22 protein-coding genes are annotated in these 26,055 nt (G+C 32.6%); all 22 read left to right on the top strand.

The annotated features are described in order from the left end of the window. Positions 1-17: 17 nt before the first annotated feature. The gene (locus tag B5E48_RS06835) at positions 18-950 is read left to right on the top strand and encodes a DHH family phosphoesterase (protein ID WP_087304548.1); all 933 of its coding nucleotides are present in this window, start codon (positions 18-20) and stop codon (positions 948-950) included. Next, positions 934-2,589, top strand: coding sequence for a hypothetical protein (locus B5E48_RS06830; protein ID WP_087297702.1), 1,656 nt, complete (start codon positions 934-936; stop codon positions 2,587-2,589). The genes B5E48_RS06835 and B5E48_RS06830 overlap by 17 nt, the downstream gene beginning before the upstream one ends. Positions 2,590-2,600: 11 nt before the next feature. Beyond that, positions 2,601-5,921 (top strand): SEL1-like repeat protein, encoded by a 3,321-nt coding sequence (locus B5E48_RS06825; RefSeq protein WP_087304547.1) that lies wholly within the window; start codon positions 2,601-2,603, stop codon positions 5,919-5,921. A gap of 128 nt (positions 5,922-6,049) precedes the next feature. Beyond that, a complete protein-coding gene (locus B5E48_RS06820; RefSeq protein WP_087242923.1) occupies positions 6,050-6,724 on the top strand; it encodes a response regulator transcription factor in 675 nt (224 codons plus the stop codon). Beyond that, positions 6,721-8,109, top strand: a complete 1,389-nt coding sequence (locus B5E48_RS06815; protein WP_087304546.1) for a sensor histidine kinase — start codon at positions 6,721-6,723, stop codon at positions 8,107-8,109. The genes B5E48_RS06820 and B5E48_RS06815 overlap by 4 nt, the downstream gene beginning before the upstream one ends. 14 nt (positions 8,110-8,123) lie before the next feature. Then, entirely contained in the window at positions 8,124-11,072 is a 2,949-nt protein-coding gene (locus B5E48_RS06810; RefSeq protein WP_087297698.1) for a chromosome segregation protein SMC, read from the top strand. Between the two features lie 72 nt (positions 11,073-11,144). Beyond that, the gene (gene ftsY / locus B5E48_RS06805) at positions 11,145-12,125 is read left to right on the top strand and encodes a signal recognition particle-docking protein FtsY (protein WP_087242917.1); all 981 of its coding nucleotides are present in this window, start codon (positions 11,145-11,147) and stop codon (positions 12,123-12,125) included. Between the two features lies 1 nt (position 12,126). Next, positions 12,127-12,453 (top strand): YlxM family DNA-binding protein, encoded by a 327-nt coding sequence (gene ylxM / locus B5E48_RS06800; RefSeq protein WP_087242915.1) that lies wholly within the window; start codon positions 12,127-12,129, stop codon positions 12,451-12,453. Positions 12,454-12,464: 11 nt separating this feature from the next. Next, complete coding sequence (ffh, locus tag B5E48_RS06795) at positions 12,465-13,856, top strand: signal recognition particle protein (RefSeq protein WP_087297697.1); 1,392 nt, start codon at positions 12,465-12,467, stop codon at positions 13,854-13,856. 135 nt (positions 13,857-13,991) lie between these two features. Further along, the gene (locus tag B5E48_RS06790; protein WP_087304545.1) at positions 13,992-16,310 is read left to right on the top strand and encodes a cation-translocating P-type ATPase; all 2,319 of its coding nucleotides are present in this window, start codon (positions 13,992-13,994) and stop codon (positions 16,308-16,310) included. A 67-nt stretch (positions 16,311-16,377) separates the two neighbouring features. Then, positions 16,378-16,650 (top strand): 30S ribosomal protein S16, encoded by a 273-nt coding sequence (gene rpsP / locus B5E48_RS06785; RefSeq protein ID WP_087242909.1) that lies wholly within the window; start codon positions 16,378-16,380, stop codon positions 16,648-16,650. Positions 16,651-16,664: 14 nt separating this feature from the next. Then, on the top strand, positions 16,665-16,916 hold the full coding sequence (locus tag B5E48_RS06780; RefSeq protein WP_087242907.1) for a KH domain-containing protein: 252 nt from the start codon (positions 16,665-16,667) through the stop codon (positions 16,914-16,916). 39 nt (positions 16,917-16,955) lie between these two features. Continuing rightward, positions 16,956-17,450: a ribosome maturation factor RimM gene (gene rimM / locus B5E48_RS06775; RefSeq protein ID WP_241146939.1), complete on the top strand. Its 495-nt coding sequence runs from the start codon at positions 16,956-16,958 to the stop codon at positions 17,448-17,450. Continuing rightward, complete coding sequence (gene trmD, locus B5E48_RS06770; protein WP_087304544.1) at positions 17,450-18,169, top strand: tRNA (guanosine(37)-N1)-methyltransferase TrmD; 720 nt, start codon at positions 17,450-17,452, stop codon at positions 18,167-18,169. The genes rimM and trmD overlap by 1 nt, the downstream gene beginning before the upstream one ends. Before the next feature lie 110 nt (positions 18,170-18,279). Next, positions 18,280-18,630: a 50S ribosomal protein L19 gene (gene rplS, locus B5E48_RS06765; protein WP_087242903.1), complete on the top strand. Its 351-nt coding sequence runs from the start codon at positions 18,280-18,282 to the stop codon at positions 18,628-18,630. 89 nt (positions 18,631-18,719) lie between these two features. Further along, positions 18,720-19,262 (top strand): signal peptidase I, encoded by a 543-nt coding sequence (gene lepB / locus B5E48_RS06760; protein ID WP_224759469.1) that lies wholly within the window; start codon positions 18,720-18,722, stop codon positions 19,260-19,262. Positions 19,263-19,279: 17 nt separating this feature from the next. Then, positions 19,280-20,167, top strand: a complete 888-nt coding sequence (gene ylqF, locus B5E48_RS06755) for a ribosome biogenesis GTPase YlqF (protein ID WP_224759470.1) — start codon at positions 19,280-19,282, stop codon at positions 20,165-20,167. After that, positions 20,152-20,781, top strand: a complete 630-nt coding sequence (locus B5E48_RS06750) for a ribonuclease HII (RefSeq protein ID WP_087304543.1) — start codon at positions 20,152-20,154, stop codon at positions 20,779-20,781. Before ylqF ends, B5E48_RS06750 begins: the two co-directional genes overlap by 16 nt. Before the next feature lie 206 nt (positions 20,782-20,987). Then, entirely contained in the window at positions 20,988-21,752 is a 765-nt protein-coding gene (dprA, locus tag B5E48_RS06745) for a DNA-processing protein DprA (RefSeq protein WP_087242897.1), read from the top strand. A gap of 49 nt (positions 21,753-21,801) precedes the next feature. Beyond that, entirely contained in the window at positions 21,802-23,877 is a 2,076-nt protein-coding gene (gene topA / locus B5E48_RS06740) for a type I DNA topoisomerase (protein WP_087304542.1), read from the top strand. A gap of 36 nt (positions 23,878-23,913) precedes the next feature. Beyond that, on the top strand, positions 23,914-25,203 hold the full coding sequence (gene trmFO, locus B5E48_RS06735; RefSeq protein WP_087242893.1) for a methylenetetrahydrofolate--tRNA-(uracil(54)-C(5))-methyltransferase (FADH(2)-oxidizing) TrmFO: 1,290 nt from the start codon (positions 23,914-23,916) through the stop codon (positions 25,201-25,203). Further along, on the top strand, positions 25,196-26,055 hold an 860-nt coding region (locus B5E48_RS06730), incomplete at its 3' end, for a tyrosine-type recombinase/integrase (RefSeq protein WP_143747012.1). The genes trmFO and B5E48_RS06730, both read left to right, overlap by 8 nt.

The following is a 26,055-nucleotide window of genomic DNA, read 5'->3' as shown; positions in this document are numbered from 1 at the left end:
AACAAAGGTGATGAGAAATGGATAAAATATTAAGAATTAGAAAAGAGTTTGATCAGGTTATTATATATAGACATGTGAATCCTGATTTAGATGCATTTGGTTCACAACTGGGAATGTATTGGACATTAAAATCAATCTATCCACAAAAAAATATTGTTTTAGCTGGTGAAATGAACAGTGATTTATTAAAGTATTATCCTTCTTTTGAAATGGGTGAAATCAAAAAAGGTTATACTTTAGGAATTGTTTTAGATACAGCCAATCGTGAACGTATTGATGGGGATATATCTGTGTGTGATCAGATACTAAAGATTGATCATCATATAGTTGTAGATTCATATGGTGATATTAATATTGAAGATGAAAAAGCATCTTCATGTAGTGAAATTGTAACTTTATTAATGAAACGTGGGAAAGCTCAAATCCCATTAGAAGCTGCCAATGCTTTGTATTTAGGAATTATTGGAGATAGCAATCGCTTTTTATATCATTCGACATCTCAAAAAACTTTTGAAGCAGCTTCTTATCTATTGGATATGGGAATTGATATTGAAAAATTATATCAGAAGCTTTATATGCGTACAAAACAGGATTTAGAAATTACAAAATTTATTTATAATCATTATCAGGAAAATGATCATATAGCATGGTATTATTTGAGTGATGAAAATTTAAAAGCATTACAGATGAGTCGAGAACAAGGGTCTTCTTATGTCAATGTGTTAGCTAATTTTGAAGAGTATGCTGTATGGATGGCTGTGACTCAAAATAAAAAAGACAACAACTATCGTGTAAGTATCAGAAGTCGTGGTATTCCTGTTAATGAAGTGGCAGCGCTTTTTCATGGTGGTGGACATGCTTATGCTGCAGGAGCAACTCTTCAATCATTAGATGAATTGGAAGAACTTATTGAAAAATTAAAGGAGAAAATCAATGGAAAATATATTTGAAAAGTTTTTTACAAGAATGACAGAAAATAGGCAACGTCAATTTTTTCAACAACGTCAGCCCCAAAAAGGCGGGACAATAAAGGCACTGGTCATTGTTTTGATTGTTTTTTTGATTGTTGAATACTTTGTTTTGATTCCTATTAATTTGAGATCACCTGATTTTGTTTTCTTTTTCAGTATTCTGCTTGTTATTTTTATAGCATTAAGAAGTTTATTTCAGGCTTCATTTGATAAAGTAAATAAGATACTTAGTGTAGTGATTGCGTTATTGTTAGTTTATGTCTTTGCTGGACAATTAATCAGTTCACCTATCTTTTTTGCATCAAGTTATCAAAAACAATTAGATGTTGATAAAAATGCTGATTTCTATAAAGATAATCCTAAAGTGAATTATCAGTCAATTCCTGTTGTTGATAAAGAGAGTGCTGAACGTTTAGGAGATCGTAAAATGGGTGAGATTGTCGATTATGTTTCACAATTTGAAGTTGATAATGATTATGTTCAAATCAATTATCAGGATAAACCTTATAGAGTCACAACATTATCATATAGTGATTTGATTAAATGGTTTACGAATCATCGTGAGGGATTACCTGCCTATATTCGCGTAGATATGGTGACACAGGAAAGTGAAGTTGTTCGTTTAGATGAAGGAATGAAATACTCACATTCTGATTTATTCTTTAGAAATATTGATCGTCATTTACGTGTTCACTATCCAACTAAAATGTTTGAAACACCTTCATTTGAAATTGATGATGATGGACATCCATATTGGGTAGCACCGACTTATACTTATAAAATTGGTTTATTTGGTGGTAAAGATATCACAGGTGCAGTGTTAGTTGATGCTGTGAGTGGTGACTGTCAATATTATGATATTCAAGATGTTCCAACATGGATTGATCGTGTTTATCCTTCTGAATTGTTAATAGAACAGCTTAATAACTGGGGAAAATATACACACGGTTTCTTTAATACGATTTTCTCTCAAAAAGGTGTTTTAAAACCAACAGACGGATATAATTATATAGCTTTAAATGATGATGTTTATTTATATACAGGTTTAACATCAGTATCTAATGATGCTTCCAATGTAGGATTTGCATTGATTAATATGCGTACGAAAGAAGCAAAATATTATGCGATTAGTGGAGCAGAAGAATTTTCAGCAATGTCTTCTGCTGAAGGAAAAGTTACAGATTTAAAATATACGGCAACATTCCCTATTTTGATTAATGCTGGAGGAGAACCAACATATTTTATGTCTTTAAAAGATAGTGCAGGTCTTGTTAAAAAATATGCGTTTGTCAGTGTTGAAAATTATCAGATTGTTTCAGTTGGTGATAGCGTTGCCGAAGCAGAAAAAGAATATTATGCATTGTTGAAAGATAATGGTAAAACAAATGTTGATTATGATACAGAAAAATTAACAGCTGTTGTCAGTGATATTCATGAAGTTGTTGTTAATGGAAATTCACAATATTATTTCCAGCTTCAAGATTCGAATCAAGTCTTTATTGCACCTATTTCATTAAATGCTCAGTTGCCTTTTGTCAAAGCGGGTGATACAGTGACGATTGAATATGTCAATGATGAATCGACTTCACAAACTGTTTCTTCAATTACGATTCAATAAGGAGGAAGATTATGGGTGAATTATTTCAACGTTTAAAAATGTATGAACCTCTATTTGGGAAATGGAAAATAGATTTTATTGCCATCACTTATACAGATATGGCATGGGTCTATTTGAAAGATGATTATGGCAATGATGCTTTAATGAAAGTGAAAACTTTATTTTGCTTAGAAGAAGATGTGGAAAATGAAGTTTATGAATTGATGAATAAATATGACATCTTGGATTTTCCTGATTTAACACATTCACCTTATTTAGAAGAAGAACATTATTATATTGAAGATGGATCTGAAGTCAAAGGTGTTGATATCTGTTTGTTATCTAGATATTCACTAGAGGAAGATAACAATCAGCTTTTATCTACCAATGAATTGTTTCAATTAGGTCTACAATATATGAATGGACAGGATAGAGTTCAGGATGAATATCGTGCTTATCAATTGTTTGAAAAAGCAGCTTATCATTCACATGCCAAAGCTATTTGTTCACTTGGATATATGAATGAAGTGGGGTTAGGAACAAAAGTCAATAAGGAACAGGCAGTTGCTTTTTATCAGCAGGCTGCTGATTTAGGTGATAGTCTGGCAGCCTGTAATTATGCTTATTGCTGTTTAAAGGGGATAGGCTGTCAAAGCAACTTACAGCAGGCTTTTGAATATTTTGAAAAGTCTGCCCAAGATCAATATCCTCGAGCTGTTTATTATTTAGGAGAATGCTATTGCTTTGGTTATGGAACGCTCAAAGATGAAATGAAAGCCATGACTTATTATAAACAGGCAGTAGATTTAGGATATACACAAGCTAAATATAGCATTGGGTATTGTTATGAATATGGTATAGGTGTCGCTAAAGATCTTGAAAAAGCTTTTGTATGGTACTTGGATGGTGCCAAAGATGGACTACCTGTTGCACAGGTTCAAGTTGGTTTTGCCTATGAAGTTGGTGAAGGTGTTAAACAGGATAGTGAACAGGCTGTGTATTGGTATCAGCAGGCTTCGTCACAAAATTATGCACCTGCTCATTGTTATCTGGCATATTGCTATGAAATGGGAATTGGAACTCCTGTTGACTTAAAAAAAGCAAAAGAACTGTATTTACTTAGTGCGAATATGGGATATCCTCGTGCTATGATGGCTTATGGACATATGATTGAAGATGAACATCCTGCATTAGCCTTGGATTATCTTAAGCGTAGTGCGGATTATGGCTATTATCCAGCTATCAATAAGTATGCCTATTATTTGGAAAAAGGAATAGGTATAGAAAAAAATGAAAAGCTGGCATTTGAATATATTCAAAAAGCTGCCAATGATCAAGATGCACAAGCGATGTGTACTTTAGGATACTACTATGAAATGGGCATAGGAACAAAAAAAGATACAGCCAAAGCTTTTGAATATTATCGTCAATCTGCCAAGGCAGGACATTTACATGGTATGACAAACTGGGGTTATTGTTATGAAGCTGGTATTGGAACTGAGCAGGATTTGTCAAAGGCTATAGAGATTTATCAACAAGCTGCTGATTTGGGTTATGATGTGGCGCAATGTAATTTAGGATATTGCTATGAAGTGGGAATTGGGGTAGAACCTGATTTACAAAAAGCCAAAACCTTTTATTTGTTAGCTGCAAAACAAGGACATTTAAGAGCTATGTGTAACTTGGCTTATTTATATGAACAGGGCGTTGACGGTCAACCTGATTATCAGGAAGCTAGAAAATGGTATGAGCAGGCTGCTCAATATCAATATCCTCGTGCACTTTGTTGTTTAGGTTATTTCTATGATGAAGGATTAGGCGTTGATGTTGATTTAGAAAAATCATTTGATTATTATCAACAGGCAGCTAATTTACATGATGGAGCCGCTTTGTGTACTTTAGGCTACTATTATGAAAACGGGATTGGCTGTCAAAAAGATGAACAACAGGCTGTAGAGTGTTATCAAAAATCGGCGGAATCTGGAAACTTGCGTGGTTTAACAAATTTAGGTTGCTGTTATGAACTCGGTATTGGAGTTGAAAAAGATTTATCTCAGGCTATTTCCTGTTATCAACAGGCAGCTGATTTAGGATTTGATGTTGCCCAATGGCGTTTAGGATACTGTTATGAAGATGGTATAGGTGTAGAACAGGACATGTCTAAGGCTATTCAATACTATCAGGAGGCTGCTAAACAAAATAATCCACGTGCTTTATGTGGCTTAGGTCTTATTTATGAAGAAGGTCGAGGAGTGCCGGTTGATTTAACGAAAGCTTTTGAATATTATCAACAAGGTGCACAACTGAATGATGAAGTCTGTCAATGTAATTTAGCTTTTTGTTATGAACATGGAATCGGTGTCGAGCAGGATTTTGCTCAGGCCAAATATTATTATGAATTATCAGCTCAAAAAGGATATCCAAGAGCTTTATGTAATTTGGGTGTCATGTATGAATTGGGACTAGAATGTCAAAAGGATGAAAAAAAAGCTTTACAACTTTATCATCAAAGTGCAAAGTTTAATTATTCGCCTGCCATTTGCAATGAAGCCTCATGTTATGAAAATGGTATAGGGACAAAGGTCGATTTATCACGTGCTTTTGAATTATATTTAAAAGCAGCCAAAAATCAATGGGCTCGAGCTATGTATCATGTTGGTCGTTTCTATGAAGATGGCTTAGCAATTGAAGTGGACATAGAAAAAGCTGTACAATACTATGAATTGGCTGGTCAAAATGGTATAGCAGATGGATATGTCGAAATCGGGAGAATGTATGAATGGGGCATATTGAAACAATCCAATGATCAAGCTATAGAATATTATAAAAAAGCGCTTGATATGCAATCACCACGCGCTTATTATGCGCTTGGAAATATGTATAAAGATGGAAAAGGTGTTCAACAGGATTATTCAAAAGCGATTGATTATTTTCAACATGCCGCCAAGATGAATCATGCTTCATCGCTTTATAATCTGGCTGTGCTATATGATTTTGAAGCTGGTAAAGAGTTTGAAGATAAACAAAAAGCAATCACCTATTATCAGCAGGCTGTTGATTGTGGACATGCAGGGGCCATGAATAATCTGGCAGTCTGTTATAAAGAAGGAGATGGTGTCAGCAAAGATTTAAAAAAGGCTTTTGAATTATTTTTAAAAGCTGCCAACCTTAATAATGGACACGCTTATCTCAATCTTGCGAGAGCATATACGTATGGACAAGGAACACAGGTTTCTTTAAAAGATGCTAAATACTGGTGTCAAAAAGCACTGGATGCTCATATTGAGGGGGCAAATGATTTAATGAAAGTGATTAAAAGAAAGTCATTTTTGCATCCTAAAAAGATAAAATAAGGACAACACAGATGTGTTGTTTTTATTATGGAATAAAGTTTGGTATATTTCATAAGGGAATAACAATAAATATAGGAATTCATGCATAATTATGATATAATTACAAAATGAATTGAGGTGGAAAGATTATGAAATCAAAGATTTTAATAGTTGATGATGAAGAACATATTAGAGAATTGATCCGTTTTTATTTAGATAAAGAGGGATTCTCAGTGGTTCAGGCTGCCAGTGGAGAGGAAGCTTTACATCTTTTAGAAAATGAATATATTGATTTAGCAATTGTTGATATTATGATGCCAGTGATGGATGGATTTCAATTGGTAGAGGAAATGAAGGAAATGAAAGACATTCCCGTTATTATGTTAACTGCCAAATCACAGTCAGCAGATAAATTAAGAGGCTTTTCATTAGGAATAGATGATTATGTGACAAAACCATTTGATCCTGATGAACTTTTAGCAAGAGTGAAAACAATTTTAAAAAGATATAGTATCAATAGTCAGAATATTGTGACTTTACATGATGTGGTTTTTGATGGTGATAAATATGAAATCAGATATAAAGATCAAACAATTCATTTGCCTTTAAAACAGTTTGAATTGGCCTTTGAATTAGCGAAAAATCCTAATCAGATTTTTACTCGTGAACAGTTAATTGAAAAAATTTGGGGAATGGATTATGATGGATTTGATCGTACTGTAGATGTTCATATTAAACGTATTCGTGAAAATTTAGGACATTTGCCTGGATTTAAAGTGGTGACAGTCAGGGGATTAGGATATAAGATTGAGGTTGAACCATGAAATCCATTTATGGGAAGCTGATTATTGGATTTTTAGTCAGTATTTTATTTAGTTTTTCAATTGCTGGATATTTTTCATTGCGTAAAAATGCAAATGAACTGGGGTTACTGGCTGTTGAAGAACTTAAAAATTCAACAGAACTTATAGAAGATTTTATTCAATTAATCGACCGAGATGATTTAGATAAAATATTACAGGGTTATGCCTCAACTTCAGAAGTGAGTTTTTATATTGAAAGTAATGGTCAAAAAAAGACTTATGGAAATATCAAAGGACAACATCTCTCACATGAAGAAACAGATGTTTTAAGAGAAAATATAGGACAAAGTATTATTTTACAAGATTCATCTATACGTATTTATGCAAAATCTTTTGAAGTCAAAAATCAAAATTATATTGTCTATGTTCAAAAAGATATGAGTAAAAGGGAAATGATTTTCCTGGATTCTGCTTTAATAGCTGTCTTTTGTATGCTTGTTGCTGGAAGTATCACATTTTTAGTCATTGCTGATATTATTGTTAAACCTATTTCACGTTTAACTAAAGCAACAAATGAATTATCAAAAGGAAATTATCGTGTTCGTGTTAATTATACTGGTAAGGATGAAATTGCACGTTTAAATCGCAGTTTTAATCAAATGGCTCAACAGCTTGCCAAGCAGGATGAAACACGTCAACAGTTCATATCTGATGTTTCACATGAGTTTCAAACGCCTTTAACGGCTATTCAAGGTTTTGCGACAATCTTAAAGAATGAAAAATTAACTGATGAGCAACGTCAAAAATATGCAGATATCATTTTATTTCATAGTAAACGTTTATCTACACTTTCTAAAAATATGTTACAGTTAACTTTATTGGAAGGTGAAGATGTCAAATTGGAAATCAGTGAGTTCTCGTTAATTGAACAGTTAAATCGTGTTATTGAAACACAAGATAATTTTGCGTTAAGTAAAAATATTGAAATAGAATTTGAAATACCTAAAAATGATATTCGTATTGAAGCAGATGAGTCACGTTTAGAACAAGTGTGGATTAATTTGATCAACAATGCGATTAAATACACACAAGATAATGGAGTTGTCATGGTACATGTCAAGAAAACATCTAAAGAAGTGGAAGTCAGTATCGAGGATACGGGTGTTGGTATGAGCAAAGAAGCTATATCACATATTTTTGAACGTTTTTATCGTCAAGATAAATCACGAAGTGTAGAAGGCAATGGATTAGGGTTATCTATTGTAAAAAGAATTGTTGATTTACATAAGGGACGTATTGATGTTATATCAAGAGAAGAAGGAGGCAGTCGCTTTACCGTTCATTTGCCTCAAAATAAATCATTTCATATTAGTGAAAGACTTATAAAAAAAGAAAATCATGGTTAGAAAGGAATTGATTTATGTATTTAAAAAGAATTGAATTGCATGGTTTTAAATCATTTGCCGATAAATCAGTCATTGAATTTCAACCAGGAATTACTGGGATAGTTGGTCCTAATGGTTGTGGAAAATCGAATATTAGCGATGCTGTCAGATGGGTATTAGGTGAACAGTCAGTGAAATCATTACGTGGTTCTAATATGTCCGATGTTATTTTTAATGGTAGTGAAGACCGTAAGGCACAAAATGTTGCTGAAGTGACACTTGTATTTGATAATGAAGATCGTTTTATGAATGTTGATTATAATGAAGTAGAAATAACAAGACGCTTATATCGTCAAAATAATGAGGCAGAATATTTAATTAATAAGGAACCATGTCGTTTAAAAGATATTGTTGATTTAATTATGGATACAGGTTTAGGAAGAGATTCACTTTCCATCATTTCACAGGGAAATATTTCTTCATTTGCTGATAGTAAGCCTGAAGAAAGAAGAGGAATGTTTGAAGAAGCAGCAGGTGTAGCGAAGTATAAAAAAAGAAAGCTTGAATCGATTCGAAAATTAGAAAGAACAAAGGATAATTTGGATCGTGTTGAAGATATTTGTTTGGAATTAGAAAAACAGATTTCACCATTAAAACGTCAAAAGGAAAAAGCTGAAATTTACTTGGATTTAAAAGAACAGTTACAGTCTATTGAAGTGAGTGTACTGGTAAAAGGAATTGAAACTTTATCTCAATCTTTACAGGATTTAAATCAATCTTTAGATTTACTGGATAAAGAAAAAGTGACAATTGAAGGACAAATCTTAATTAATGAACAACAAAATGAAAGCTTAAAGAAAAAGATGTTTGATTTGGATCAGGAAGTCAATGGACTTCAAGGGCAGCTTTTAACAGCTATGAATAATGTTAATCAATTAGAAACACAAAAAGTTGAGATTGATGCTAATCGTAAACATATTTTAGAGACAACTAACAAAGAAGATTTACAGGCACGTATGGAGCAGTTAAAAGCTATTTTACAAGATGCTATTAGTGAATATAATGATCGTGTTAATCGTTATAATGAAACAAAGGAAGAAAAATTAACTTTGGAAGCTTCTCAGGAAAAAAATCGTGCTCAGATGAATGCTTTAAGACAGGATATTGAAAATCTTAATTTAAAATTGCATCAAGACCGTCACCGTAGAGAGCAACTGGTTGATTTGGTAGAAAACAAATCTGGGTATAGTTATGGTGTACGTTCTATTATAAAAGCTAAAGATTCCATGAATGGAATTGTAGGTGTACTTGGAGATTTATTGGAAACTCAAGAAGAATATGAAACAGCTTTAGCAGTTGCTTTAGGAAATGCAGTGCAGTTTATTGTGACTGATAGTGATGAAGATGCGAGACATGCTATTCATTTTTTAAAGAATAATAAATCAGGACGTGCAACATTTTTACCTATTACAACAATGAAGGAAAGACATTTACGAGAAGAACATTTACTGGTATGTCAAAATACACAAGGATTTTTAGGTGTTATGAGTGATTTTGTGAGATATCCTGATAAAATTAAAACGATTGTTTTGAATCAATTAGGACATGTGATTGTAGCTGATACATTAGAAAATGCATCTCTTTTATCAAAAGCAACATATGCCAGATATAAAATTGTAACTTTGGCTGGTGAAGTCATCAATGTGGGTGGTTCATTAACTGGAGGAAGTTTTAAACAATCTTCATCACTTTTAACAAATAAACGTGAATTAGAATTGTTACAGGAAACGATTCGTCAAAGTGAACAAGATATAACAATGAAGAAAGCCAAACTTAATGAATTAGATAATTTAGCAAGAGAAATTTCTCATAATCTTCTACAAAAACAGATGTCATTTGCTAAATTGGAGTTGGTTGTCACAAATAAGAAAAGTGAATTACAGATTGCCAAAAGTGAATATGAAAGTTTAACACATCAAAGCGTTGAATTATCAGAGATTGAAAAAGGAACGCAAGATAATCAATTGCTTCAAGAGCTAAATGAAGCAAAAAAAAGAAGAGATCGTTTGACTGAAAGTATTCAGGCTAAGCGAGAATTGCGTATGAGTTTTGTTAATGAAAATGATCAGCTGGAAGATACTTTAAAAGTCACACGAGCTCATTTAAGACAAATTCAAAACGATATGACACAAAAGCAGGTTGATAAAGCCAAACAGGAAACAGAACTGCAAAATCACTTACAGCGTTTAAATGAAGAATATAAGATGACATATGAATTTGCCAGTGAAGAATATGCTCGTGATATTGATATGCAAAAATCCAAAGAAGAAGTACGTTTATTAAGACATCAGATTGATTCTTTGGGACATGTCAACTTACAGGCTATTGAAGATTATGAAGAAGTGTCTACACGTTATGAAACTTTAAATCATCAGCGTTTAGATCTTATACATGCTCAGGATAGTATTTTAAAAGCTATTGATGAAATGGATGAAATCATGGTTTCACGTTTTAGTGAAACATTTGAAAAGATTAATCATGAATTTAATATTGTGTTTAGAAATCTTTTTGGTGGTGGAAAAGCGGAATTGAAATATAGTGATCCTGATAATATTTTAGAAACAGGAATTGACATTGATGTACAGCCACCAGGAAAAGCAGTCCAGAATATTACTTTATTCTCGGGAGGAGAAAAAGCATTGATTGCCATCTCATGTCTATTTGCTATTTTACGTGTGCGACCAGTGCCAATGTGTATTTTAGACGAGGTTGAAGCCGCTTTGGATGTTGCGAATGTAGAACGTTTTGCCAAATATTTAAGAGAGTTTTCTCATCAGACACAATTTATTGTTGTCACTCATCGTGAGGGAACAATGGAAGAATGTGATTTGTTATATGGAGCTACTATGCAACAAAAAGGTGTGACAAAACTTGTGAGTGTGAAATTAAAGGATGCTATTGATTTGGCACAAACGGCATCATAGATGAAAAAATATTGACATATCATCAAGAAGTGTTATCTTTATGATATGTCAATCAGTTTGAGGAGGATGTTTATGGGCTTTTTTAGTAAAATCAAAGAAACATTAGTAGGAAAGTCAGCGAAACAAAATGATAAATATGTAGCTGGTTTGGATAAGTCTAATTCTTCATTTTCATCAAAAATTAATGAATTAGCAGCACGTTATCGTGAAATAGATGATGATTATTTTGAAGAACTGGAAAATATTTTGATTATGAGTGATGTTGGTGTCAATATGGTTATGACAATTGTGGATGAAATTAAAAAAGAGGTTCGTCTTCAAAACATCAAAGATCCTAAAGAAATTAATGAAATTATTATTGATAAGATGTTTGTCATTTATGCCAATGATTCCTATATGACTACAAAAATCAATTATGATGATGAAGATTTAACAGTTATTTTAATGATTGGTGTTAATGGTGCAGGGAAAACAACAACGATTGCTAAGTTGGCTCATATGATGCTAAATGAAGGTAAGACAGTCATGGTTGCTGCAGGTGATACTTTTAGAGCTGGAGCCATTGATCAGCTAGATGTCTGGGCTAAACGTCTAGGTATTGAATGTGTGAAAGGTAAAGAAGGTGGAGATCCGTCTTCAGTTGTCTTTGATGCTTTAAAACGTGCAAAAGAACAAAAAGTGGATGTTTTGATTTGTGATACAGCCGGACGTTTACAAAATAAAGTGAATCTCATGAACGAATTAGAAAAGATGAATCGTATCATAAAGCGTGTTGTACCACAGGGACCACAGGAAACTCTTTTGGTTATTGATGCGACAACAGGACAGAATGGAGTTTCACAGGCACAGGAATTTTCTAAAATCACAGATATTACAGGTCTTGTTTTAACAAAAATGGATGGAACTGCTAAAGGTGGTATTGTTTTATCTATTAAAGATGCTTTAAATATTCCAGTTAAATTTGTTGGTTTAGGTGAACAAATGGATGATTTACAGGAATTTGATCTTGAACAATATATCTATGGTTTATGCAAAGGATTATTGGAGAAATAATATGACATCACATTTAGAAAAGACACAACGTGTGAATTTGTTGATGGATTGTTATGGTGATTTATTGACAGATAAACAAAGACAATATTTATCGTTATATTATGAAGAAGATTTTTCTTTGTCTGAAATTGCTGAAGACCTGATGGTTTCTCGTAATGCTGTATATGATCAACTAAAACGAGCAGTAGCTTCATTAGAAGAATATGAGTCAAAGCTTCATTTAATGGAAAAGCATATTGAGCGTATGGCTTTGATTCAAAAAATTGAAAATCAGCAAATTGATAATCAACAAATGCAAGATTATTTAGAAATGTTAAAGAAGATATAGGAGGATAAAATATGGCTTTTGAATCGCTTTCTGAAAGATTGCAGGAGAGTTTAAAAAAGATTAGAGGACAAGCAACTTTAACAGAAGAAAATATGGACGAGATGCTTCGAGAAATTAGATTGGCTTTATTAGAAGCAGACGTGAATTTTCAAGTTGTTAAAGAATTTATTGCAAATACGAAACAAAAAGCTTTGGGACAGGATGTCTTAGGTTCATTAAAACCTGGACAGGTCGTTGTCAAGATTGTTCATGATGAGTTGGTTGAATTATTAGGAACAACAGTCAGTGAACTAGATTTATCAAAAAAACCAACAGTTATTATGATGGTTGGATTGCAAGGTTCTGGGAAAACAACAACTTCTGGAAAGATTGCAAAATTATTATCTAAAAAATATAGTAAAAATCCATTATTGGTTGCGGCAGATATTTATCGTCCAGCCGCAGTTGATCAGTTAAAGACGCTTGGGGAACAATTAGATATTCCAGTCTTTGAAAAGGGAACAGATGTGAAAGCAGAACAAATTGTCAGTGAGGCTATGAATTATGCTTATGCGAATCATCATGATGTTGTTCTTATTGATACTGCTGGGCGTTTACATATTGATGAACCTTTAATGAATGAATTACAGAATATTAAAGATATTGTTCATCCTAGTGAAATCTTATTAGTTGTTGATGCTTTGACAGGACAAGATATTGTCAATGTTGCTCAATCATTCCATGATCATTTACAAATTACAGGTGCTGTTTTAACAAAATTAGATGGTGATTCACGAGGTGGGGGAGCACTATCTATTCGTCATATTACACATGTACCGATTAAGTTCATTGGGACTGGTGAAAAATTAGATGCGATTGATTTATTCTATCCAGATCGTATGGCAGATCGTATTTTAGGAATGGGTGATGTTGTTTCATTAGTTGAAAAAGTTCAAGATGTTTATGATGAAAAAGAAACAATGAAAACATTTGAACGTATGAAACGTGGTACTTTTGGTTTGGATGATATGCTTGAACAAATGCATCAAGTTAGAAAATTAGGACCTTTATCTGGTATTTTAAAGATGATTCCAGGTATGCCAAAAATGCCTCAAATCAATGATGAAGATACTGATAAAAAATTAAAATTAACAGAATCCATTATATATTCCATGACATTGGAAGAAAGACGTGATCCTTCTATTTTAAATGCTAAACGTAAAGAAAGAATTGCAAAAGGATGTGGACGTAGTGTGGCTGATGTCAATCGTTTGATAAAACAGTTTGAAGCTTCTAAACAAATGATGAAACAGATGGGAAATTTAGATCCAACAACGGGTATGCCTACGCAAAGGCCACAAAATCGTATGAATTTTAATCCTAATCGTAAAAAGGAAAGACATAAGAAGAAAAAGAAAAGATAGCCAAAAGTCCTTATTGATGATATAATCAATAAGGCTTTTGCATGTTGTGAAGCTATGTAAAAAAATATAAAATAAAAGAATTTATACAGAAAGTATGATAGTATTATAGGAAAATAAATGATTGGAGATAGTAAAATGGATCAAAAACAAATTAAAGGATTAACTCAAGGTGAAGTGCTACAACGTCAGCAACGTGGTGAAGTTAATCGACAACAAAAAACAATTAGTAAAAGTTATAGTCAGATATTTCGCGAAAATATCTGTACATTATTTAATTTATTAAATGTTTTAATTGCGATTGCTTTAGCGCTTGTTGGAGCTTGGTCAAATCTTGTTTTTATTGTGATTATCATTGCTAATGTCTGTATAGGAATTATTCAAGAGATACACGCTAAAAAGCTGGTTGATGAGTTATCATTGCTGATGATTCCTCATGTTAAAGTTTTAAGAGATCAGCAACAAGTGACAATTCATGTTGATGAAATCGTAATGGATGATATTATGATTTTAGAAGCAGGAGATCAGATTTGTTGTGACAGTGTTGTTATTGATGGTGAAATTGAAGCTAATGAATCTTTATTAACTGGAGAATCTGATCCTATTCATAAAAATCAAGAAAGTGATTTGCTTTCAGGAAGTAGTGTTATTAGTGGAAAATGTTATGCAAAAGTTATTCATGTTGGTGAAGATAACTATACATCACGTTTAACAAATGAAGTCAAAAAAGCAAAAGAATTACAATCAGAATTATTAAATTCAATGCGTAAAGTAACAAAAGTAACAAGTTTTATGATTGTTCCTTTAGGAATTATTTTATTTCTTGAAGCTTATTTTCTTAGACAAGATGCTTTGTCACAGGCTGTGATTAGTAGTTCTGCAGGTTTGTTAGGAATGTTGCCAAAAGGGCTTGTTCTATTGATGAGTGTAAGTTTGGCAGCAGGGGTCACAAAACTTGCCAAGCAGAAAATTTTAATTCAGGATATTTATTCTTTAGAAACACTTGCTCATGTTGATACATTATGTTTGGATAAAACAGGAACAATAACAAATGGAAAAATGAAAGTTGAAAAGGTAGAGGTTTTATCTTCTTTATCATCTGATACATTTACAGAATATTTTGGTTCTTATTTGCATTATAGTGATGATAACAATGCAACTTATCAAGCGATATGTGATCATTTTACACTGAATGAAAAACATGTTCCAAGTCAAAAGGTTGCCTTTTCATCACAACGAAAATGGAGTGCCATGACATTTGATGATTATGGAAGTATTGTTATGGGAGCACCTGAACGTTTAATGAAGAATCTTCCAGCATCTTTAATGCAGCAGATTGAAAATGGTAAACGTGTGATTATTATTGCCTATACTCAAAATAAGCTTGATGCTAAAGCTCCACTTCCTGAAGTGACACCCGTTTTGGCTATTGTTTTAACTGATATGATACGTAAAGATGTTGAAAAAACATTGCAGTATTTTGATAGTCAGGGTGTAGATGTGAAAGTTATTTCAGGAGATCATGTTTTGGCTGTCTCTAAGATTGCTCAAATGGCAGGATTGAAAAATTATGATAAGTATATTGACTTAAGTGAAGTTCAAAATAGTGAAAGTCAAATGGATGAACTTGTGAATCAATATTCAGTTTTTGGTAGAGTGACACCTCAACAGAAAAAATGGCTTGTTGAAGCATTAAAAAGACAAGGTCATACAGTCGCAATGACAGGTGATGGGGTGAATGATATGCTGGCTTTAAAAGAGGCAGATTGTAGTATTGCGATTGCTGAAGGGAGTGAAGCAGTTAAACAGTTATCTCAAATTGTTTTATTGAATTCAGAGTTTTCATGTTTGCCTGAAGTTGTTTTAGAAGGACGTCGAGTTGTTAATAACTTAACAAGAGTTGCTAGTGTTTTCTTTATTAAAACAATTTATTCTATTATTTTAACAATAGCATGTGCAATCTGTAATATTCCATTCCCATTTATTCCTATTCAAATTACTTTAATTGACTTTGCAATTGAAGCTTGGCCATCATTTTTAACATTGTTGGAACCACAAACACAAAAAATCAAAGGTCAGTTCTTACCAACAGTATTAAAAAATACATTCCCTCATGCTTGTGGTGTCTTATTATGTTTTTTACTTGTTTATACAGGTCGACCATTATTCCATATTCCTATGGAACAAAGTGTCACAATGATGTATTTGGCACTTGCATGTATGAGTATGCAGGCTGTCATTGTTTCAAGTTTCCCAATGACGAAATTACGTTTATTTGTCTGTGTAACTATGGTTTTAGGATTTATTTTGGCTATCCTTTTATTCCATCAATTATTACACATCACAATGCTTACATATTCTCAAATCATTCTCACAATCATTATTACTTGCATTGGATTGCTCTTTAAAGAGGTTGTTAGACATATTATTGCTTTCAAAACAAAAGATGTTAAGTAAAAATACTTGACACATTTCAAATATATGTTATACTAGGAAAGCAAAATCAATAAATGGAGGAAAGATTATGGCAGTAAAAATTAGATTAAAAAGAATGGGTGCAAAAAAATCACCATTTTATAGAATTGTAGCGGCAGATTCAAGAATGCCTAGAGATGGACGTTTCTTAGAACAATTAGGAACTTATGATCCTAGACAAGATCCAGCTGTTGTCACAATCAAAGAAGAAGAAGTTTTAGCATGGTTAAATAAAGGTGCTCAACCTTCTGATACAGTAAGAAATATCTTAAGCCAAAAAGGTATTATGAAAAAATTTGCTGATTCAAAAGCAAAAAAATAAGCTGGTGATATAAAGTGGATTACGTCAAAACTTTACAGGAACTTGCAAGTGAACTTGTTATTGAAAAAGATAAATTAGAAGTCAGACAGATGCCTTCATTAGATGAAGATACAATCGTTTTATATGTCTATGCTTCAAAAAGTGATATTGCAAGATTAATCGGTAGAAAAGGAATGATGGCTAATTCTATACGTCAACTTATGTCTGTAAGTGGACGTTTAAATCATCAAAAATTAGACATCAAATTTGAATCTTACGGAGAATAGATGTGGTTCCACATCTATTTTTTATTCAAGGAGGACATTATGAATCAAGTCATTGTTGGAAAAATCGTGAATACACATGGCATTAAAGGAGAATTGAAAGTAAAAGCATCAACAGATTTTATTGAAGAAAGATTTCAAAAAGGGGCTACACTTTATCTGGAATATCAGGGCCAAACTATAGAAATGACAGTTGCTTCACACCGTTTTCATAAAGGACATGTGTTAGTGACTTTTGAAAATCACCGTGATATTAATTTAGTGGAAAAATATAAAGGATGTTTACTTTATGCTTATAAAGATGAAAACTTATTAGGTGATGATGAATATTATGTCAGTGATATTATTGGCTGTCAGGTTTATAATGATGGTCAGTTGATTGGTGTTGTACAAGATGTTCAACTTTATGATCATCATGATATTTTAGTTGTTAAGGGAAAAGAAAAAATTATGATTCCTTATGTTGATGCTTTTATTGTTGATGAAGATATAGAAAATAAGCGTATAGACGTACATTTAATAGAGGGATTTTTATAATGAAAATTGATATTTTATCATTGTTTCCTGAAATGTTTAATGGTTTCTTAGAAACTTCTATTATCAAAAGAGCTATAGATGCACAGGTTGTGGAAGTTCACGTTCATGATTTTAGAGAATTTGCTGATAATAAACATAAAAAAGTAGACGATTATCCTTATGGTGGGGGACAAGGTATGGTTTTAATGTGTCAGCCTATTATTGATTGTTTAAAGACACTGACGACTCCTGACAGTCTTGTCATCTTAATGTCACCACAGGGACAGACATTTCATCAGCAATTAAGTTATCAATTATCTTTAGAAAAACATTTGATTTTTATATGTGGACATTACGAAGGATTTGATGAACGTATTCGTGACTATGTGGATATGGAACTTTCCATTGGTGATTATGTCTTAACAGGTGGAGAACTTGCCAGTATGGTATGTTGTGATGCGATTATTCGTTTATTGGAAGGCGCTATTCGTGAATCTTCTCATGAAGATGATTCTTTTAGTCAAGGATTGTTAGAATATCCACAATACACACGTCCTTATGAATATGATGGAAACAGTGTTCCTGATGTTTTGATGAGTGGTCATCATGAAAAAATTAGACAATGGCGTTTGGAACAATCTTTAAAGAAAACTTATTTGAAACGCCCTGATTTGTTAAAAACTAGAAACTTTACTGATGAAGAATTAAAAATATTAGAAAAAATCACAAAAAAAGATTGATTTTTATAATAAAAAATGATAATATTTCTTAGTCTTTGGACGCAGAAGCTCCGCTGGTTAAATAACGTATGAACTTCGAAGATAAATTTTGTGAAGGAGGAAGTCATATCATGAATATGCAATTAGTACAAGAAATTACTAAAAAACAATTAAGAAACGACATTCCAGATTTCAAACCTGGAGATACTTTAAAAGTTTATGTAAAAATTCAAGAAGGAGATAAAACACGTACTCAGTTATTTGAAGGTGTTTGTATTGCTAGAAAAGGTGGAGGAATTTCTGAAACTTTTACTGTTAGAAAAATTTCTTACCAAGTTGGTGTAGAAAGAGTTTTCCCACTTCATTCACCAATCATTGATAGAATTGAAGTTGCTAAAATTGGTAAAGTACGTAGAGCTAAATTACATTACTTACGTGGATTATCAGGAAAAGCTGCAAGAATTAAAGAAATTCGTAAATAAAAAGTATGGGATGGTCCCATACTTTTTTTCTAGTCTTTTGAGCCTATTAAATGTATAATAAAAAGGTACATAGAAAAGGAGCGATGAGAATGAACAAAAAGAAACTCTATGTTTCTATTGTAGAAATTATAGTTGTGATTGCTGTGACTATCGGTATTTTTAAATTTGTTGTAATACCAGTAAGAATTGAAGGCATTTCAATGGAAAATACATTACATGATCATAGTATAGCTATGATTAATGCCATGGGAATTCAAGAAGATAATATCCATCGTTTTGATATTGTAGTGATTGATAGTCAGCAGCTTAATGAAAAGATTATTAAACGTGTTATAGGATTGCCAAATGAAACAGTACGTTTTGAAAATGATGAATTATATATAAATGATGAGCTTGTTCAACAAGATTTTTTAGATCAGGATTTTGTTGAAGAATCAAAATTAACTTATAATGTTGAACAATTTACAGATGACTTTGAAGTCACTTTACAAGATGGTGAATATTTTGTGATGGGAGATAATCGTTTGCGTTCCACTGATTCTCGAGAGTTGGGACCATTTACTATTGATGATTTTGTTGGAATGAAAGGACTTGTGATCTATCCATTTACTGATATTCAATGGATTGATTAAAAAGGATGGTGATGAAAATGGCTAATCAAGGATCAAAAATGAATATTCATTGGTTTCCTGGACATATGGCTAAAGCCAGAAGAGAAATAACAGAAAAAATAAAAGTTATTGATATTGTTATTGAATTGGTAGATGCACGTGCTCCTTATTCATCAAAAAATCCAATGATTAATGAGATAACAAAAAATAAGCCTCGTCTTATTGTTTTAACAAAGAAGGATATGGCAGATGACCAGTATACCAAACAGTGGGTTCAATATTATGAAAAATGTGGCTATCAGGCTATGAGTGTGAATCTAAAGAATTTCAATGAATACCAGAAAGTTATTGAAAAATGCCGTGTTGTTTTGAAAGATAAAATGGAAAAGGAAAAAGCCAGAGGTCTCAAACCACGTGCTATTCGTGCTATGGTTTTGGGAATTCCAAATGTAGGGAAGTCAACTTTTATTAATAAACTGGCAAACCGTAAAGCTACAGTGACGGGAAATAAACCAGGCGTGACTAAGGCTCAACAAATTATTCGCATTGCTAAAGATTTTGAATTATTTGATACACCAGGTGTATTATGGCCAAAACTTGATGATGAACATGTGGCCAAAAATATAGCATTATTAGGATCAATCAAACAAAGTATTTTACCTTTAGATGATTTGTTTATTGAAGCTATGCGTTATTTGTCTAAGCATTATCCGGAACTTTTAAAAGAACGTTATCAATTAGAAATTGATGAAAATGATCCTGATTGGATTATTCATACATTTGATCATATTGCAAAAATAAGAAAAATAAAACCGTTACGTGGGGAAACGGATTATGATCGTGTTATGGAACTTTTCTTTAGTGAAGTCAATGATGGTAGCATTGGAAAAATCACATGGGAGGATCCAACATGTGTGAACGACTAAAATATGAGCAAATGGCTTATGATTTAGGAAAACATTATATTGTGGGACTTGACGAAGCTGGTCGTGGTCCAATGGCAGGTCCATTGGTTGTAGGAGCTGTTATTTTCCCTCGAGATTATTATGATGAAAGAATTAATGATTCTAAAAAATTAACTGAAAAAAAACGTGAAGAACTTTATCGTATTATTATTGAAAATGCATTAGCTTATCAAATTGAAATTATTAATGTTGAAGATGTCGATCGTTTAAACGTTTATCAGGCTAGTAAAAAAGGAATGCTGGATGCTATTGAACATATATCTATTCGCCCAGATTATGCATTGACAGATGCTATGCCTTTAGGTGATAGTATTGAACATCAGTCTATTATAAAAGGGGATGGATTATCTTTAAGTATTGGTGCAGCGAGTATTTTGGCTAAAGTGACACGTGATCGTATCATGCAGGATTATGCTAAGATATACCCTGAATATGGTTTTGATAAGCATAAGGGTTATCCCACAAAGCAACATAAAGAAGCTCTCAAAAAATATGGTGTTACACCTATTCATAGACGTTCTTTTCAGCCAGTTATTGAAATGTTAAATCAACAATTAAGTTTATTTGATGAATAAAGACATCATCAGATTCTATGTTTTTACTACAAAGTAAAAAATATTAAAATTATCATATCTTACGTTCTGTGAAGTGCATTTTTCTCAATGCGTTGATCAAAGCAATCAATAGAAAAATTGATTGTTTTTTATTTTTTGAAAAAAATTCATGGAAAAAAAGAAAAATGACAATTTTTTGCGTATATAAATAATAGGAGGATAATTATATGGAAGAATTAGTATTGTATTTTTCTTTAAAGTATGAAGGGGATTTTCAAAAAATCTATAAAGCTTTAATGAATAAAGAAAGAGTTGATGAAGAATTAAAAGTAGAATTAATGAAAAGGATGAATTGTCGTTACATAACAATTTTTAGTGATGAATATCCAGAATTGCTGAAACAGATTAACTGTCCACCATTTGTTTTGTATTATTATGGGGATTTATCATTGTTGAAAACAAAAACGATTGGTGTTGTGGGAATGCGTAATATGAGTGAATATGGGAAACGAGCAACACATTTGTTTGTGAAAGATTTAGTTCAAAATGGGTATACCATTGTCAGTGGGATGGCAAGAGGTATTGATACTGTAGCTCATCAAAATGCAATTGCCTATGGTGGACGTACCATTGCTGTACTTGGAACAGGGATTGAATACTGTTATCCTAAAGAGAATAGACTATTATATGAGGAGCTGAAAGAACATCAGTTGGTATTAAGTGAATATCCTTTTTTAACTGCTCCTCAAAAACGTCTATTTCCATTTCGTAATCGTATAATTGCGGGTTTATCTTATAGTATATTAATAAGTGAGGCAAAACAAAAAAGTGGAACCATGATTACAGCTGGCTATGCTTTAGAACAAGGAAAAGACATTTATTGTATTCCAGGACGTTTTGATGATTATCAGGGGTGTAATGAGCTTATTAAACAGGGAGCTAAACTTGTTTTAAGTGCTCAGGATATTATGGAAGATGAAGATTATGGTTGACAAATCAAAAAAAAGACTTAATAATAGAAAACACGTAGGAGGTAATATGATGGGTAAGAATTTAGTGATTGTTGAGTCGCCATCAAAATCAAAAACAATTCAAAAGTATTTAGGTGCAGATTTTGAAGTGACTTCATCAAAAGGGCATATTAGGGACTTGGCAACTACTGGAAAAGGTGGTTTAGGAGTCGATGTGGAAAATAATTTCAAGCCTAATTATGTTATTAATAAAGACAAAAAAGATGTTGTGAAAGAGTTGAAAAAATGCGTGAAGGAAGCTGATTATGTTTATTTGGCTACTGACCCTGACCGTGAAGGTGAAGCAATCTCTTGGCATCTTGCAGAAGTGTTGGGATTAGATGAAAATTCAACAAATCGTATTGTTTTTAATGAGATTACACGTGATGCTGTTATCAATGCATTGAAAAATCCTCGTACAATTGATCAAAATCTTGTTAAATCACAAGAAACGAGAAGAGTTTTAGATCGTATTATTGGATTTAAGCTTTCTAAGCTTCTACAAAAAAAGATTAAATCGAAATCAGCTGGTCGTGTTCAGTCAGTTGCATTGAGATTGATTTGTGAAAGAGAAAAAGAAATTGAAGCTTTTATTCCTGAAGAATATTGGAAAGTCAAAGCTCAATTTGAAAAAGATGATGTGACATTTGAAGCAGAGCTTGCTAAATATCACAATAAAAAAATTGAACTTCATAATGAAGAAGAAACAAATGCTGTTTATGAGGCTTTAAATAAAGAGTTTCGTGTTTCTGATGTGAAGAAAACACAGAAGAAACGTGCTTCAAAACCACCATTTATTACATCTACATTACAGCAGGAAGCATCTTCAAAGTTGAATTTTAAAGCAAAACGTACAATGATGATTGCCCAAAAACTTTATGAAGGTGTCGATATTGGTAATGAAACTGTCGGTCTTATTACGTATATGAGAACGGATTCGATTCGTTTATCTGAAGGATTTATTCATGAAGCTAAGCAATATATCGGTGAAAAGTTTGGTCAAGACTATGTCGGTAGTGTGAAGGTGTCAAAGAAAAAAGACAATGTTCAGGATGCTCATGAAGGTATTCGACCAACAAGTATTATGCGTACTCCAGAAAGTGTGAAAGAGTATTTAAGTCGTGATGAATATAAGTTATATTCTTTAATTTATGCTAGAGCGATTGCTTCATTAATGGCTCCAGCTAAATTGAATGCTACAACACTTTCATTGGATAATAATGGTTATGAATTTAAAGCGAGTGGTTCAGTTATTTGCTTTGATGGATATTTAAGAGTTTATGGCGCTTATGAAAAACAAACTGATGAAATTCTACCTGAAGTGACAGTTGATGAAAAATTGTTAAGTCAGGATATTCAAAAAACACAGCATTTTACAAAACCACCAGCTCGTTATAGTGAAGCAAAATTAATTAAGGAACTTGAAGATTTAGGAATTGGGAGACCAAGTACTTATGCAAGTATTATTGATACAATTGTAACAAGACAATATGTTGAACTTGTTGATAAAGCATTTAAACCAACGGAGTCAGGTTTATTAACAAATGAAAAGCTGGTTGAATTCTTTGATAGTATTATCAATGTTGAATATACAGCTCAAATGGAAAAAGAACTTGATGAAATTGCTGAAGGACATGATGATTATGTTCATGCTTTAACAACATTTGAAGATAAGTTTGAACCTTTGTTAGAAAATGCTTATGATAAGATGGAGCAGATTCAACCACAAAAAACAGGGGAAACATGTCCTGAATGTGGTGGTGATCTAGTGATTCGTAAAGGAAAATATGGATCGTTTGTTGCTTGTTCTAACTATCCAACATGTAAATATATTAAAAAGGAACCTGAAACGATTGAGTATACAGGAGAAACATGTCCAAAATGTGGTAGTCCAATGATTTATAAGACAGGACGTTATGGAAAGTTTGAAGCATGTTCAAATTATCCTGAGTGTAAATATATTAAAAATGAACGAAAAAAAGCTGAACCAGTGATGACAGATGAAGTTTGTCCAAAATGTGGTAGTCCAATTGTCATTAAAAAGGGACGATTTGGAGAATTTAAAGCTTGTTCAGCTTATCCAAAATGTAAAACAATTATTAAATAAAAGTCCCATATGGGACTTTTTAGAAAGGAAAAACAAATGGAAAGAGTCAATATTATAGGGGGCGGATTAGCAGGAGTAGAAGCTGCTCATCAGTTGATTTTACGCAATATTCCTGTGCGTCTATATGAAATGCGTCCACATCAGACAACTGGTGCTCATAAAACTGAATACTTTGCTGAATTGGTTTGTTCTAATTCATTAAGAGCAGATGGACTTCATAATGCTGTAGGTGTATTAAAAAAAGAAATGGAAATGAATCACAGCTTAATTATGAAATTTGCCAGAGAACATCAAGTTCCTGCTGGAGGTTCATTAGCTGTTGATCGTTTTGGGTTTTCAAAAGCAATTAGTGAATACATCGAATCTCAGCCATTAATTGAAGTTGTACGACAAGAAGTGACTCGGATTCCTGAAGGTCCAACAATTATTGCTTCAGGCCCACTGACAAGCCCTGCTTTATCACAAGATATTCAACAGTTATTGCAGAAAGATTATTTTTATTTTTATGATGCAGCAGCACCTATCATAGAAAAAGAAAGTATTGATTTTTCAAAAGCTTATCTCAAATCAAGATATGATAAAGGAGATGCTGAATATATTAACTGTCCGATGAATGAAGAACAATTTGAAGCTTTTTATAAAGCTTTAATTGAAGCTGAAGTTGTTAAACCAAAAGATTTTGAAGAAAAGTTTTTTGAAGGCTGTATGCCTTTTGAAGAAATTGCCAGAAGAGGAAAACAGACTTTACTTTTCGGACCGATGAAACCTGTTGGATTAGAAAAGGATGGTCAAAGACCATATGCGGTTGTTCAATTAAGACAAGACAATGCTGTTGGTTCACTTTATAATATTGTTGGATTCCAGACACATTTAAAATGGGGAGAACAGGAACGTATTATTCATATGATTCCTGGTTTAGAAAATGCTAAAATTGTACGATATGGTGTTATGCATCGAAACTGTTTTATCTGTTCGCCTCGCTATCTGAAACCAACATATCAGTTTATAAATCGTGATGATCTGTTTTTTGCTGGACAAATGACAGGTGTTGAAGGATATGTGGAGTCAGCTCAAAGTGGCATAGTGGCTGGTATTAATATGGCAAGATATTTACAAGATCAGGAATTACTGATTTTTCCTAGAGAGACAGTGATGGGCTCTTTGGCATATTATATTACTCATGGTAGTGAAGATGATTTTCAGCCAATGAAAGCTAATTTTGGGATTTTACCTGATTTAGCTGTGCGTGTGAAGAAAAAAGAACGTAAGGATGCCTATGCCAAACGAGCTATTGAAACAATGGAGGATTTTATTTCAAATGTCTGATTTTTATAAGACAATGAAAGAATATTTACATTATTTGCAGTATTTTAAAAACTATTCATCTTTAACAATCAAAGGATATCAAAGAGATATTGAAGAGTTTATTCAATACTGTCAGCGTGAGAATATTTCTTGTTTTGAAACAGTGAAGTATTCTTTTTTAAGAGGCTATTTGGCTTATTTACATACTAAGAATTTATCACCTAAAACGATTAATCATCATATGAGTAGTCTAAGAGGACTTTATCGCTATTTACAAAAAGAAGAACGCATTGATGATAATCCGTTTCTACTTATTGAATCGTTGAAAGAACCACAACGTCAACCAGATTTTTTATATATTGATGAAATGTTAGATTTGTTAGATAGTATTGATACACATACATCATTAGGACGTCGTAATAAAGCAATGCTTGAATTGATGTATGCCTCAGGACTGCGTTGTTCAGAAGTTGTAGAGTTGCAGTTATCACAAATTGATTTTTCTAGACAACTGCTGTTGATTCACGGAAAAGGTGGTAAAGATCGTTACGTTCCGTTTCATGATTATGCGGCTTCATGGTTAAAAGATTATATTGAAAACGATCGCCAGGAGATAATGTCAAAATCACAACAGGATCATTATTTTGTATTTATTAATAAGTTTGGTAAACCTTTAACAAATCGTGGTGTGGAAGATATTGTCAATCGTGTTGTCAAAGCATATGATCCCACTAAGAAAATTCATCCTCATACCATTCGTCATTCCTTTGCAACGCATTTATTAGAACAGGGTATTGATTTACGTGTTGTTCAGGAGCTATTAGGACATGCTCATTTATCAACAACACAGGTTTATACACACATTACAAAACA

The sequence above is a fragment of the Massilimicrobiota sp. An105 genome, from assembly GCF_002161155.1.
Taxonomy (GTDB): domain Bacteria; phylum Bacillota_I; class Bacilli_A; order Erysipelotrichales; family Coprobacillaceae; genus Allocoprobacillus; species Allocoprobacillus merdigallinarum.
This window is presented reverse-complemented; position numbering and strand designations above follow the sequence as displayed.

What these genes read in the sequence shown, in the direction of transcription:
- B5E48_RS06835 (WP_087304548.1), top strand. Translation starts at nt 18, where the DNA reads ATGGATAAAATATTAAGAATTAGAAAAGAGTTTGATCAGGTTATTATA.
- B5E48_RS06830 (WP_087297702.1), top strand. Translation starts at nt 934, where the DNA reads ATGGAAAATATATTTGAAAAGTTTTTTACAAGAATGACAGAAAATAGG.
- B5E48_RS06825 (WP_087304547.1), top strand. Translation starts at nt 2,601, where the DNA reads ATGGGTGAATTATTTCAACGTTTAAAAATGTATGAACCTCTATTTGGG.
- B5E48_RS06820 (WP_087242923.1), top strand. Translation starts at nt 6,050, where the DNA reads ATGAAATCAAAGATTTTAATAGTTGATGATGAAGAACATATTAGAGAA.
- B5E48_RS06815 (WP_087304546.1), top strand. Translation starts at nt 6,721, where the DNA reads ATGAAATCCATTTATGGGAAGCTGATTATTGGATTTTTAGTCAGTATT.
- B5E48_RS06810 (WP_087297698.1), top strand. Translation starts at nt 8,124, where the DNA reads ATGTATTTAAAAAGAATTGAATTGCATGGTTTTAAATCATTTGCCGAT.
- ftsY (WP_087242917.1), top strand. Translation starts at nt 11,145, where the DNA reads ATGGGCTTTTTTAGTAAAATCAAAGAAACATTAGTAGGAAAGTCAGCG.
- ylxM (WP_087242915.1), top strand. Translation starts at nt 12,127, where the DNA reads ATGACATCACATTTAGAAAAGACACAACGTGTGAATTTGTTGATGGAT.
- ffh (WP_087297697.1), top strand. Translation starts at nt 12,465, where the DNA reads ATGGCTTTTGAATCGCTTTCTGAAAGATTGCAGGAGAGTTTAAAAAAG.
- B5E48_RS06790 (WP_087304545.1), top strand. Translation starts at nt 13,992, where the DNA reads ATGGATCAAAAACAAATTAAAGGATTAACTCAAGGTGAAGTGCTACAA.
- rpsP (WP_087242909.1), top strand. Translation starts at nt 16,378, where the DNA reads ATGGCAGTAAAAATTAGATTAAAAAGAATGGGTGCAAAAAAATCACCA.
- rimM (WP_241146939.1), top strand. Translation starts at nt 16,956, where the DNA reads ATGAATCAAGTCATTGTTGGAAAAATCGTGAATACACATGGCATTAAA.
- trmD (WP_087304544.1), top strand. Translation starts at nt 17,450, where the DNA reads ATGAAAATTGATATTTTATCATTGTTTCCTGAAATGTTTAATGGTTTC.
- rplS (WP_087242903.1), top strand. Translation starts at nt 18,280, where the DNA reads ATGAATATGCAATTAGTACAAGAAATTACTAAAAAACAATTAAGAAAC.
- lepB (WP_224759469.1), top strand. Translation starts at nt 18,720, where the DNA reads ATGAACAAAAAGAAACTCTATGTTTCTATTGTAGAAATTATAGTTGTG.
- ylqF (WP_224759470.1), top strand. Translation starts at nt 19,280, where the DNA reads ATGGCTAATCAAGGATCAAAAATGAATATTCATTGGTTTCCTGGACAT.
- B5E48_RS06750 (WP_087304543.1), top strand. Translation starts at nt 20,152, where the DNA reads ATGTGTGAACGACTAAAATATGAGCAAATGGCTTATGATTTAGGAAAA.
- dprA (WP_087242897.1), top strand. Translation starts at nt 20,988, where the DNA reads ATGGAAGAATTAGTATTGTATTTTTCTTTAAAGTATGAAGGGGATTTT.
- topA (WP_087304542.1), top strand. Translation starts at nt 21,802, where the DNA reads ATGGGTAAGAATTTAGTGATTGTTGAGTCGCCATCAAAATCAAAAACA.
- trmFO (WP_087242893.1), top strand. Translation starts at nt 23,914, where the DNA reads ATGGAAAGAGTCAATATTATAGGGGGCGGATTAGCAGGAGTAGAAGCT.